8 protein-coding genes, 1 tRNA gene and 2 rRNA genes (1 of these 11 running past the window's edge) are annotated in these 12,922 nt (G+C 61.1%); 5 read left to right on the top strand and 6 right to left on the bottom strand.

The genetic code is table 11. The features are described from left to right. Positions 1-155: 155 nt before the first annotated feature. Genes aroK through DZK26_RS03540 form a run of 4 tightly spaced genes read left to right on the top strand, consistent with a single transcriptional unit; the run spans position 156 to position 3,509 of the window. The gene (gene aroK, locus DZK26_RS03555; RefSeq protein ID WP_116898634.1) at positions 156-713 is read left to right on the top strand and encodes a shikimate kinase AroK; all 558 of its coding nucleotides are present in this window, start codon (positions 156-158) and stop codon (positions 711-713) included. Continuing rightward, positions 710-1,780, top strand: coding sequence for a 3-dehydroquinate synthase (gene aroB, locus DZK26_RS03550; protein ID WP_116898633.1), 1,071 nt, complete (start codon positions 710-712; stop codon positions 1,778-1,780). Before aroK ends, aroB begins: the two co-directional genes overlap by 4 nt. After that, positions 1,777-2,829, top strand: a complete 1,053-nt coding sequence (hemE, locus tag DZK26_RS03545; RefSeq protein WP_116898632.1) for a uroporphyrinogen decarboxylase — start codon at positions 1,777-1,779, stop codon at positions 2,827-2,829. Before aroB ends, hemE begins: the two co-directional genes overlap by 4 nt. Next, complete coding sequence (locus tag DZK26_RS03540; RefSeq protein ID WP_147306682.1) at positions 2,829-3,509, top strand: hypothetical protein; 681 nt, start codon at positions 2,829-2,831, stop codon at positions 3,507-3,509. The genes hemE and DZK26_RS03540 overlap by 1 nt, the downstream gene beginning before the upstream one ends. Before the next feature lie 219 nt (positions 3,510-3,728). On the opposite strand, the gene DZK26_RS03535 is transcribed toward DZK26_RS03540, so the two are convergent. After that, positions 3,729-5,429: a glutamine--tRNA ligase/YqeY domain fusion protein gene (locus tag DZK26_RS03535; RefSeq protein ID WP_116898630.1), complete on the bottom strand. Its 1,701-nt coding sequence runs from the start codon at positions 5,427-5,429 to the stop codon at positions 3,729-3,731. Positions 5,430-5,728: 299 nt separating this feature from the next. Here DZK26_RS03535 and DZK26_RS03530 point away from each other — a divergent pair, with 299 nt between their 5' ends. Continuing rightward, the gene (locus DZK26_RS03530) at positions 5,729-7,036 is read left to right on the top strand and encodes a dicarboxylate/amino acid:cation symporter (protein ID WP_116898629.1); all 1,308 of its coding nucleotides are present in this window, start codon (positions 5,729-5,731) and stop codon (positions 7,034-7,036) included. A 70-nt stretch (positions 7,037-7,106) separates the two neighbouring features. Here DZK26_RS03530 and DZK26_RS03525 read toward each other — a convergent pair whose 3' ends face one another. The 5 genes from DZK26_RS03525 to DZK26_RS03505 form a co-directional block, all read right to left on the bottom strand. Further along, the gene (locus tag DZK26_RS03525) at positions 7,107-7,631 is read right to left on the bottom strand and encodes a TlpA disulfide reductase family protein (protein WP_116898628.1); all 525 of its coding nucleotides are present in this window, start codon (positions 7,629-7,631) and stop codon (positions 7,107-7,109) included. Positions 7,632-7,749: 118 nt separating this feature from the next. Beyond that, entirely contained in the window at positions 7,750-8,970 is a 1,221-nt protein-coding gene (locus tag DZK26_RS03520) for a multidrug effflux MFS transporter (RefSeq protein ID WP_116898627.1), read from the bottom strand. A 539-nt stretch (positions 8,971-9,509) separates the two neighbouring features. Continuing rightward, a 5S ribosomal RNA gene (rrf, locus tag DZK26_RS03515) occupies positions 9,510-9,624 on the bottom strand. 196 nt (positions 9,625-9,820) lie between these two features. Next, positions 9,821-12,714 (bottom strand): 23S ribosomal RNA (locus tag DZK26_RS03510). A gap of 171 nt (positions 12,715-12,885) precedes the next feature. Further along, positions 12,886-12,922: transfer RNA gene (locus tag DZK26_RS03505), tRNA-Ala, on the bottom strand; it runs 39 nt beyond the window's last position.

Raw genomic sequence — 12,922 nt, 5'->3', positions numbered from 1 at the left:
AAACCGCCGCGTCGAGGGTACCGGCCGAGGGGCCGGAATAGCGCCGCCGTGATAGCATTGAACCCCGGTTGATCCTGGCGTTTGCCTCTTTGCATGTACAGTCGACTCCACGACCCGCTCAACGCCGCACGGCGGCCGGCAATTCCGCAACCGGCATGACGGACAAGGCCGCGCAGGGAACACCCGATCGAATCTTCCTGGTCGGACCGATGGGTTCGGGCAAGACGACCGTGGGCCGGCGACTCGCCCGACGCCTGGGCATGGCGTTTGTCGATCTGGATCTGGAGTTGCAGGCGCGCTGCGGCGTGGAAGTGGCCGTCATCTTCGACATCGAGGGCGAGTCCGGATTTCGCGAGCGCGAGTCCGCCCTGCTCGACGAATTGAGCCGGCGCGACGGACTGGTACTGGCCACCGGCGGCGGCAGCGTCCTGAACGAAGACAACCGACAAATGCTGACCGAACGGGGCCTGGTCGTTTACCTGAAGACGAGCGTCGACCAGCAGCTCAGGCGCCTCGAGCGCGACAAGCAGAGACCACTGCTCCAGGCACCCGACCGCCGGCGCCGGCTGACGGAACTGGCCGAGCAGCGAAACCCCGTTTACGAATCCTGCGCCGACCTGATCATCCGCTCGGCGGATATTTCACCCGCGGCCATGGCTGCCGATGTGGCGCGGCGCGTACAGGATCATCATCGACGGGCCAGGGCCTCATGAAGGTCACCCAGGTTCACACGGCAGGGGGCAGCTATCCCGTCTACGTGGGGCAGGGCCTGCTGGCCATGGCCAGCATCTGGCAACGCCACCTCGAAGGGCGCGTACTGGTGGTCAGCGACGAAACCGTGGCCGGGCTCTACCTCGATCGCGTCGGCCGGATCCTCGACGAGGATCGACGCTGGCGTTCGCTGGTGTTGCCTGCCGGCGAAGCGGCCAAGACCGTGGCCCACTGGCAGCAGGTGCTCGACGAACTGGTCGACATGGGCGCACAGCGCGACGCCACGGTGCTGGCACTCGGCGGCGGGGTGATCGGCGACCTGGCCGGATTCGCTGCAGCCAGCTACATGCGCGGCATCCGAATCGTGCAGATGCCAACCACCCTGCTCGCACAGGTGGACGCCGCCGTGGGCGGCAAGACCGGCGTCAATCACGCCAGTGGCAAGAACCTGATCGGCGCCTTCCACCAGCCGGCGGCCGTTGTGGCCGACATCGACACACTGATCAGCCTGGAAGACCGGGACTATCGCGCCGGACTGGCCGAGGTGGTCAAATACGGCGCGATCCGCGACGAGCGGTTTTTCTCCTGGCTGGAAAGCCGTGCCGAACCACTCAATGCCCGCATGCCCGACGCCCTGCTCGAGGCCGTGCACGCCTCGGTCACGCACAAGGCCGAGGTGGTGGCCGCCGACGAACGCGAAGCCGGCGAACGCGCACTGCTGAATTTCGGCCACACATTCGGTCACGCGCTGGAGACCGCCACCGGCTACGCGCGTTATCGCCACGGCGAGGCAGTCGCGATCGGCATGGTGCTGGGCGCGCGACTGAGCGAGTTGCTGGGTAAGCTGCGCCTGGGCACATCCGAACGGCTGGTGCACCTGCTCGAGCACCTCGGATTGCCGACGACGCTTCCGGAGGATATCAACCGCGATCGCCTGCTGGCCCTGATGCGACTGGACAAGAAAAACCGTGCCGACCGGATTCGCGTGGTGCTGCTCGAGGAAGTCGGGCGTGCCGTCGTGGAAACCTGTCCGGCCGACGACATCCGCGAAGTACTGGAACGTTCATGACCCCAAGATCCGATTCTCTTCTCATGCGCGCGCTACGGCGCGAATCCGTCGAGCGCACCCCGATCTGGCTGATGCGCCAGGCCGGCCGCTACCTGCCCGAATATCTCGCCACCCGCGAGAAGGCGGGCAGTTTCCTCAAGCTCGCCGGCACACCCGAACTGGCCTGCGAGGTCACGCTGCAGCCAATCGAGCGCTACGGCTTCGATGCCGCCATCCTGTTTTCCGACATCCTGATCCTGCCGCACGTGATGGGCCGCGGCCTGGGCTTCAGGCCCGGCGAGGGGCCGTACTTCGAGCATCCGGTTCGCACGGTGGCCGACATCGACGCGCTTCCCATGCCCGACCCGGAAGACGACACCGGCTACGTCATGGACGCGGTGCGGATGATCCGCGAATCGCTGCCCGCGAACACACCGCTGATCGGTTTCGCCGGCAGCCCCTGGACCGTGGCCACCTACATGATCGAGGGCAAGGGCAGCAAGGACTTCGCCCGCGCCAAGAAAATGCTGCTGGCCGAGCCCGAAGCGGCCGGGCGGCTGATGAACCACCTGGCCGACGCCACCGCCGATTACCTGGCTGCCCAGGTGACCGCCGGGGCCGACGCGCTGATGGTGTTCGACTCCTGGGGCGGCGCGCTCTCGCCGCGGCTCTACGAGAAGTTCTCGCTCGCCTCGCAGCAGCGTATCGTCGAGAAACTCAAGGCGTCCTGCCCGGACACGCCGGTGATCCTGTTCGGCAAGGGCTGCGGCCAGCATCTCGAAAAACTGGCCGAGACCGGCTGCACCGGGCTGGGCGTGGACTGGACGCTGGATCTGTCCGAGGCGCGCGTACGCGTGGGTGACCGGGTTGCCCTGCAGGGCAACCTCGACCCGGCGGTATTGCTGACCAACCCCGAAGTCATCGCCGAAGAAGCGAAACGTGTGCTCGACAGCTTCGGCAGCGGCCCGGGCCACATCTTCAACCTGGGCCACGGCATCACGCCCGACGTCCCGCCCGAGCACGTGTCGGTGCTGGTCGAAACCGTGCGCGAGTACAGCCGCAAGAAGTGATGGCGCGAGGGCTTATCGCGTTGACGCTGGCGGTCATCGTGGCCGCCTGCGCCACGCGACCGGCCGACATCATTACCGTGCACATCTTTTCCAATCAGCCCGATCACCCCGAGGTGAGAGCGCTCGGTGAGCAACTCGAGGCCGCCGGCTACCGCCACCGAATCACCTACGCCGAAACGCCCGGCGGGCTGGAAGTGGCCGAAACGGTGATCGTCCACGGCGACAGCGCTTCCGCCTTCAACCGTGCGCAGGAACTCGAAGCCCTGCTGGCCGCACCCGGTGAGTCGATCCGCATCGAACCCGAGGACTACGGCAACCACCATTTCACCGCCGGCAACCTGGGCATCTACATCCATCTGCCCGCACCGGAGCACAAACCGAAGCTGAAGGTGCATGCGCACCTGGCCGGCACCTGCAATGCCCGGCTCCTCAAGCTGTTCCTGCGGGTCGACCGCAGCTATCGGCTGGAGCGGCAGCAATGGGAAGACGACTACACGCCGGTCGATGCCGGCAGCGAGTACGGTGATTGGGTGCCGAGCGGTGCGGGCTACGGCATGACGACTGCCGGCGGCGCCGATTGGTCACTGGAACCACCCCTGGACACCGACCCCGCCGTCAACGTGTATTTCGTTCGCGGCCATCCCGACTTCGATGGCTGTCGGTTGGCGGAACCGCTATAGGGATGGCAGTGGGGAATCCGGAGTTCGCCCTCGTTTGGGAGCATGACCGTGCTCGGAAAACCCCAAATTCCAAGTACCAAGTACCAAACAAATTCGAATGACCGAAATTCGAATGATCCAAACGAACCGGCTGCTACGCATCCGAATCGGCGGAACCCTCCGGCACTGACCGGGGCAACTCCCCCGCCGCCGGCGACCGAGGCTTAGGCCCGCCCGAACCTAGGTATTGGGCTTTTGCGAACGCAGCTGCTTTTCGAGCTTGGCCCAGGTATCGCGCAGGGTCACGGCGCGATTGAGAACCGGCTTGTCCGGCGCCGTGTCGGGATCGGGCACGAAATAGCCCAGGCGTTCGAACTGGAAGAATTCGCCCGGCCTTGCAGCTTCGATACCCGGTTCGAGACGCGCGTTCTCGAGCACTTCGAGCGATTCGGGATTGAGGTGCTCGACGAAGTCTTGCTCCTTGTCGCCACCGGGATGGGGCACGTTGAACAGGCGATCGTAGAGGCGCACTTCTGACTTGACGGCGTGCTCGGCCGAAACCCAGTGGATGGTGCCCTTGACCTTGCGGTCGGCGCCGGGCTGGCCCGACCGCGTTTCGGGATCGAAGCTGCAACGCAGTTCGACCACGTTGCCGGCCTCGTCCTTGAGTACTTCATCGCACTGGATGATGAAGGCGTTGCGCAGGCGGACCTCGCCGCCGGGCTTGAGCCGGAAGAACTTCTTCGGCGCCTCTTCCATGAAATCATCTTGCTCGATGTAGAGCTCACGCGTAAGCGGAACCTTGCGCGTGCCCATGTCCGGGTCCTGCGGATGGTTGGCAGCTTCGACCCACTCGGTCTCGCCCTCGGGGAAATTGGTCAGTACGAGCTTGAGCGGGCGTAGGACCGCCATGCGGCGCGGCGCACGCATGTTGAGATCATCCCTGAGGTTTCGCTCGAGTGCACCGAATGGAATGATGCTCTCGGACTTGGTCACGCCGATCTCGTTGCAGAAATGGCGAATGGATGCGGGCGTGAAACCACGGCGGCGAATGCCGGCAATGGTCGGCATGCGGGGGTCGTCCCAGCCGTCGACATGGCCCTCGTCGACCAGGCGGGTCAGCTTACGCTTGGACAGAACGGTAAAGTCCAGATTGAGGCGCGAGAACTCGATCTGATAGGGGCGCGATGGCACCGGCAAGTGCTCGATCAGCCAGTCGTAGAGCGGGCGATGGTCCTCGAACTCGAGCGTGCACAGCGAGTGGGTGATGTGCTCGATGGCATCGGACTGGCCGTGGGCGAAGTCGTAGCTGGGGTAGATGCACCATTTATCGCCGGTGCGGGGATGGGTCTTGTGCCGAATACGGTAGATGACCGGGTCGCGCAGGTTGATGTTGGCCGCTGCCATATCGATCTTCGCGCGCAGCACGTAGGCACCGTCCTCGAACTCACCCGCGCGCATGCGTTCGAACAGCTCCCGGCTCTCGGCCGGGTCGCGGTCGCGGTCGGGGCTGGGCGTGCCCGGCTCGGTCAGCGTGCCGCGCTGCTCCCTGATGGCGTCGGCGTCCTGGCCATCAATATAGGCCAGGCCGTTGTCGATCAGATGGAGTGCATACCCGTAAAGCGTCTCGAAGTAGTCGGACGCGTAGCACTCGTTCTTCCACTCGAAGCCCAGCCAGGCGACGTCTTCCTTGATGGCATCGGCATAGCGCTGCTCTTCCTTGGCGGGGTTGGTGTCGTCGAAGCGCAGGTTGGTGTAGCCGCCGAACTCCTCGGCCAGGCTGAAGTTGAGCACGATGGACTTGGCGTGACCCAGGTGCAGATAGCCGTTGGGCTCCGGCGGGAAGCGGGTGACGATTTCATCGTACTGACCCGCGTCCAGTTCCTTGCGAATCCGGTTGCGGATGAAGTTGGTCGGCGGGGCTGGGCTATCGCTGGTCATGGGATCGGCACAATTGATCTGAGCCACGCATTATACCGGTCAAGCGGCTCGGCCCATATCCTCTTGAGCTTGGAACAGTGCCTCGAACCAACGCGAAGCGTCGTCCCGGACCACGATCCGGGACCCCGCACATAAACGCCGGCACGGCCCGACGCACTGGCACCTGCACCATGCGAGGCCCCGGACAATCGCTGCGCAATTTCCGGGACGACAATCTTGCCCCGAACCCAGAAGCACGGTAGACCACCCCGGTCCGGTACGCTACAGTCTGCGCATCCCGAACAACCGGAATCGATTCCATGACCCAGGAATATCGCTTCGATCATCACAAGCTGAGCACGCAAATTCTCCTTGCCCTGGTTCTGGGCCTGATCACGGGCCTGGTGATCAATCTCTTCCTCGGCGAGGTGGGCTGGATTCAGAAATGGCTGGTTGACGGCTTGTTCGAAGTCGTTGGTGAGATGTTCGTGCGTTTTCTCAGCATGTTGATCGTGCCCATCGTGTTCGTTTCGCTCATATCCGGCGTCGCGTCCCTGGCGGACCCGAAAAGCCTGGGCCGGGTCAGTTCGAAGGCGATCGGGCTGTATTTGATCACCACCTGCATCGCCATCGTGCTCGCGCTGCTGGCCGGCATGGTCTTCCAGACCGGGGTCGGCGCGAGTCCCGTGGGCATGGAAACACCGGAAATCTCCGAGGCACCATCCTTTGCACAGGTGCTGATCGACCTGGTGCCAAGCAACCCGGTGGAGGCGATGGCCGAAGGCAACATGCTGCCGATCATCATCTTCTCCATCCTGCTGGGCCTGGCCATGTCCTTCGCTGGCGAGTCCGGCAGGCGGATCGGTGAGTTCTTCACCGACTTCATGGAGGTGGTCATGAAGCTCGTCGGCATCGTCATGCTGATTGCCCCCTACGGGGTGTTCGCGTTGATCGCCGGCATGGCGGCGACCACGGGCTGGGGTACTTTCGCGGGTGTACTCAAATACGTGTTCCTGGTGATGGGGATGCTGATCGTTCACGCGGCCGTGGTCTATCCGCTGCTACTCAAGACATTCACCGGGCTGAGCCCAATCACCTTCTATCGCCAGTTCCGCGACGTGATGGCCTTCGCCTTCTCGACCGCCTCGTCGGGCGCAACGATCCCCGTCACCCTCAGGGCGGTGCAGGAGCGCCTGGGCGCCAGTAACCGAATCAGCTCGTTCACCGTCCCGCTGGGCGCGACCATCAACATGGACGGCACGGCCATCATGCAGGGCATCGCCGTGGGCTTCATCGCCCAGTACTACGGTGTGGATCTGTCGCTGACGCAGTACTTGATGGTGATCTTCATGGTCGTCATGGCCTCGATCGGCGCGGCCGGCGTACCGGGCGTGGGTCTCATCCTGCTGGCCGGGGTACTTGGCCAGGTCGGCCTGCCCACCGAAGGGATCGCCCTGATCCTGGGCGTCGATCGCCTGCTGGACATGACACGAACCGCGGTCAACGTCACTGGCGACGCCACCGTCACCTGCATCGTGGCCAACAGCGAAGGCGAACTCGATCGCGATCGTTTCAATTCGCTCGAGATTCAGCCGTCCGTAACCGAGCCCGGCGAGCAGAAAACGTAAGCAAAGGGTGAACGGCATATGTCCATGGATCTTTAGTTTCCATCCGGACGCCGAACGCATCTAGAAACCATTAATCGGAGTCGGTGAGCGAATCGAGCGCTTCGCGGATTCGCGCCGCCCAGAACGGTGCACGTCGCGCGGCTTTCTGGGCGTGGCCGAGGTCCTCGTATCCGGGGGGATCTTCCGTGACGACGTCGTACAGGTTGAACCGGACGCCCCCGGACTCGTCAATGATGAACAGGCCGGGCGTTCCATGGACGCCCCAGTCGTCGGCCACCTCGTCGGCATCCGGAAAGACGATGAAGTCGAAACCGTTTTCCTCGATCAAGTGTGACGGATCCTTCTCGTCACGGAAGTTGAGGGCGTAGATGGTAACGCGTTCACCGTATTCGTCCCGCAGGCTCTGGATATGCGGCATCAGGGCCTGGCAATACGGGCACCAGCTGGCCCAGAAGAGGTAGATGCCGATGCCTTCCTGCTCATCGGGCAGGTTGTGGCTCCTGCCCTCGAGGTCGTCCAGCGTAAAGGACGAAGGCGCCTCGGCATGAGCCAGGGTGCCGAGTAGAAGCGCGATTGCTGCAACGGTGACTCCCATGGGCTTGCCCGGTGATGTGCTCAGATGACAGCTTAGCGGATCGGCCCGGCAGGCTGTCCATCAGGGGGAGTACGTAGTTGGCGACTGGACATCGTGAATATGGCGCGGCGTGATTGTTTTACATGCGACCGATGGTCTCGCGCGCTGTTGCTTGCATGTCCAGGGCATTGCGCATGGCTTGCGGTGCGCCGAGCGCGAAGCCCAGCGCGGAAAGCGTGCAGGCGGCCATCACGAGCGCAACCGGCAGGGGCGTGGCGCCCACGAGTACGGTCGACAGGGCGCTGATCAGTCCACCCAGCGCAAACTGTGTAGCACCGAGCAGTGCGCTGGCCGTGCCGCCGAGGTTCGGAAAGAACTCCAGGGCGTTGGCAATATTGTTCGGAATGATGACCCCCAGGCAACCGCCGGTCACGACCAGGCAAAGCGCAACGGACAGAAGCCCGCCCCCATTCGCCAGCACTGCCAGCAGGCTCAGCACGGCCACGGCCTGGATGACGCAGCCCGCACGCAGGATCTGTGTCGAGTGGAAGGACTTGAGCAGCCGGCGGTTGAGCAGATTGGCGGTTACCATCGCGGCGACATTGGCGGCGAACAACAGCGAAAACATCCGGTTCGAAACCCCGAACCAGTCCTGGTAAATGAATGAGGCGTGGGTGATGAAGACCAGCATCACGCTGAAAGCCAGCGTCTGGATGGCAATGAAGCGCATGGTGGTCCCGTGGCCGATGACCTTGATGTAGTTGGTCACCAATGTGTGGACGGGGGTGCGGATCTTTTCGGCTGCGGGAAGATTCTGAAAGAGAAACCGCTGCAGGGTGACCGCAACGACCAGTGAATAAGCGGCCAGGAAAACGAAAATCGCCGGCCAGCTGAACTGGTACAGAAGCGCCGATCCGATGGCCGGGGCGAGCGCCGGCGCCACCAGCATCACGATGCCGATCAGCGAAAAAAGACTGGCCGAGGCCTGGCCGTGGGTTCGGTCCCGAACGATCGCCGGTACGGACACCGCACAACACGCCCCGCCAATCGCCTGCGCCATTCGCCACAACATCATCGCGCCGAGGCTATTGGACAGGGCGACCATCACACTGGCAACGGCAAAGATAGCCAGCCCGCTGAACAGGACCACCCGCCGCCCGTACCGGTCGGACAAGGGCCCGGCCACCAGCTGGGCCAGTCCCAGCGCGAACACGTAGACACTCAACGTCCTCCCCACTGCCGGAAGATCCACGCCCAGGTCCGCGGCGATATCGGGAAATGCAGGCAAATAGGTATCGAGCGCAAAGGGCCCGATAGCCACAGTCATACCCAGAAGTATGGCAAAGCGAAGCGTGGACACGGAATGAAGTGTTGAGAATCAGCAATTAGCTTGCCACATCCACCATCACAAGACAGTGGCGGTGCCCGCTAGAGCAGCTAATGAGTTCAAACAATCGCGCGACCCGAAGGGGCGCGCACAGCATAAATGCCTGGCAGCACAGGCCGGAAGCGCAGTGCGGTTTGCCCGACAGGGCAAGAAGCGCTGCGCTGGAGGCCGCCCGTGCGTGACCGTTGGTCACGGCCTGATCCGCCCCTACGACATCGCTTCATTCGCTTACGCGAAAGCCGCGATGCCGAGATGACGGGGCCTGCCAGGGCGCTGAGGCTGGCATCCAGACAAAAAGAAACCCCGCAACCACAAGTGGCTACGGGGTTCCTAGGGTAAATGCCTGGCAGCGTAGCCCGGCGCGGTAAGGCGGTTTGCGCCGTCAGGCGCAAGGAGCCTTGCCGCAGAGGGCGGCCACGCGTGACCGTAGGCACTGCCAGGCCCATCTAGTGAGTCCCAGGCATAAAAAAACCCCGGCACTCTAATTGAGTAACCGGGGTTTCGGTGTAAATGCCTGGCAGTGACCTACTCTCGCACGGCTAATGCCGCACTACCATCGGCGCTGGCGCGTTTCACTTCCGAGTTCGGGATGGGATCGGGTGGTTCCACGCCGCTATTGCCACCAGGCAAGCTCAACTGTGCACCGGCCAAAGGCCGGGGCCCGTTGATCCCGGACCTGATCCGGGATCTCCCTGCATTAAGCAGAGCGTATCCGGACCAACCGGGACCCCTCTGCAAGCAGCAGAGAGTCGGAATCTGTTCAAAAGCGTCAGTCGTGTCATCGCAAGGAGAGCGTCAACTCTCCAATTGGCTTTGGTGTTATATGACCAAGCCTCACGGGCAATTAGTACTGGTTAGCTTCATGCATTACTGCACTTCCACACCCAGCCTATCAACCTGGTCGTCTTCCAGGGCCCTTCAGGGACCTCAAGGGTCCAGTGAGACCTAATCTTGGAATGGGCTTCCCGCTTAGATGCTTTCAGCGGTTATCCCTGCCGATCGTAGCTACCCGGCAATGCATCTGGCGATACAACCGGAACACCAGCGGATCGTCCACTCCGGTCCTCTCGTACTAGGAGCAGATTTCCTCAAGTCTCAAGCGCCCACGGCAGATAGGGACCGAACTGTCTCACGACGTTCTAAACCCAGCTCGCGTACCACTTTAAATGGCGAACAGCCATACCCTTGGGACCGGCTACAGCCCCAGGATGTGATGAGCCGACATCGAGGTGCCAAACACCGCCGTCGATATGAACTCTTGGGCGGTATCAGCCTGTTATCCCCGGAGTACCTTTTATCCGTTGAGCGATGGCCCTTCCATACAGAACCACCGGATCACTAAGACCTGCTTTCGCACCTGCTCGATCCGTCGATCTCGCAGTCAAGCACCCTTGTGCCTTTGCACTCAGCGCACGATGTCCGACCGTGCTGAGGGTACCTTCGTGCTCCTCCGTTACTCTTTGGGAGGAGACCGCCCCAGTCAAACTACCCACCACACATTGTTCCTGAACCGGATAACGGTTCTAGGTTAGAACTCCAGTTACACCAGGGTGGTATTTCAAGGTTGGCTCCACGCAGACTAGCGTCCACGCTTCAAAGCCTCCCACCTATCCTACACAGGAATAACCGAAGTTCAATGTGAAGCTATAGTAAAGGTTCACGGGGTCTTTCCGTCTTGCCGCGGGTACGCTGCATCTTCACAGCGATTTCAATTTCACTGAGTCTCGGGTGGAGACAGTGTGGCCATCGTTACGCCATTCGTGCAGGTCGGAACTTACCCGACAAGGAATTTCGCTACCTTAGGACCGTTATAGTTACGGCCGCCGTTTACCGGGGCTTCGATCAAGAGCTTCGTCTAAAAGACTAACCCCATCACTTAACCTTCCGGCACCGGGCAGGCGTCACACCCTATACGTCCACTTACGTGTTTGCAGAGTGCTGTGTTTTTAATAAACAGTCGCAGCCACCTGGTCACTGCGGCCTCCAGAAGCTCAGGGAGCAAGTCCCATCACCGCCAGAGGCGTACCTTCTCCCGAAGTTACGGTACCATTTTGCCTAGTTCCTTCACCCGAGTTCTCTCAAGCGCCTTGGGATTCTCACCCTGCCTACCTGTGTCGGTTTACGGTACGGTCAGTTGTTACCTGAAGCTTAGAAGATTTTCCTGGAAGCATGGCATCGATGCCTTCGCCCCATACAAGGGGCTCCCCATCACATCTCGGCATTGATCCCCCGGATTTGCCTAAGGGACCTGCCTACTTGCTTGGACCGGGACAACCATCACCCGGCGCACTTAGCCTTCTCCGTCTCTCCATCGCAGTAACAACTGGTGCAGGAATATTAACCTGCTTCCCATCGACTACGCGTTTCCGCCTCGCCTTAGGGGCCGACTCACCCTGCGCCGATTAACGTTGCGCTAGGAAACCTTGGGCTTTCGGCGAACGGGTTTTTCACCCGTTTTATCGTTACTCATGTCAGCATTCGCACTTCCGATACCTCCAGCAAACCTCTCGGTTCACCTTCGCAGGCGTACGGAACGCTCCTCTACCATGCAGGTAAACCTGCATCCGCAGCTTCGGTACATTGCTTAAGCCCCGTTGAATCTTCCGCGCAGGCCGACTCGACCAGTGAGCTATTACGCTTTCTTTAAAGGGTGGCTGCTTCTAAGCCAACCTCCTGGCTGTCTGGGCCTTCCCACATCGTTTTCCACTTAGCAATGATTTGGGGACCTTAGCTGGCGGTCTGGGTTGTTTCCCTTTCCACGACGGATGTTAGCACCCGCCGTGTGTCTCCCGTGATTGCACTCTCTGGTATTCGGAGTTTGCCATGGTTTGGTAAGTCGGTATGACCCCCTAGCCATAACAGTGCTCTACCCCCAGAGGTGAGACACGAGGCGCTACCTAAATAGCTTTCGAGGAGAACCAGCTATCTCCGAGTTTGTTTAGCCTTTCACTCCAAGCCACAGGTCATCCCCTAACTTTTCAACGTTAGTGGGTTCGGGCCTTCAGCCGGTGTTACCCGGCCTTCACCCTGCCCATGGCTAGATCACTCGGTTTCGGGTCTACTCCCAGAGACTATACGCCCTATTCAGACTCGGTTTCCCTTCGCCTTCCCTAAACGGTTAAGCTTGCCACTGAAAGTAAGTCGCTGACCCATAATACAAAAGGTACGCCATCACCCGGACGAATCCAGGCTCTGACTGCTTGTACGCACACGGTTTCAGGTTCTATTTCACTCCCCTCTCCGGGGTTCTTTTCGCCTTTCCCTCACGGTACTGGTTCACTATCGGTCGGCAGAGAGTATTTAGCCTTGGAGGATGGTCCCCCCATGTTCAGACAAGGTTTCACGTGCCTCGCCTTACTCGATTTCACCTCATGTGCCCTTTCGCATACCGGGCTATCACCGTCTATGGCCGGCCTTTCCAGACCGTTCTGCTAAAACATATGAGGCTTAAGGGCTAATCCCCGTTCGCTCGTCGCTACTGAGGGAATCTCGGTTGATTTCTTTTCCTCCGGGTACTTAGATATTTCAGTTCTCCGGGTTCGCCTCGACACCCTATAGATTCAGGTGCCGATACTCCGCAAGCGGAGTGGGTTTCCCCATTCGGAAATTCACGGATCAAAGCATATTGCCAGCTCCCCGTGACTTATCGCAGGCTGTCACGTCCTTCATCGCCTTCTGCCGCCAAGGCATCCACCGTGTGCGCTTGGTTGCTTGGTCATATAACCCAAAGCCAACTGGCCTCGAGGAATATACACAAACACCCAACCTTTACGCTGACACGACTGAACATCGATCATTGAAATTGAAAATGATCAACGTCCAAGACGCTCTTGAACAGATTCCTGATTGTTAAAGAACTTGTGGATCCCACTACCGGCCCGACCACAATGGTGGAGCCAGGCGGGATCGAACCGCCGACCTCCTG

Source organism: Wenzhouxiangella sp. 15190 (genome assembly GCF_003417465.1).
Classification (GTDB): Bacteria; Pseudomonadota; Gammaproteobacteria; order Xanthomonadales; family Wenzhouxiangellaceae; genus Wenzhouxiangella.
This window is presented reverse-complemented; position numbering and strand designations above follow the sequence as displayed.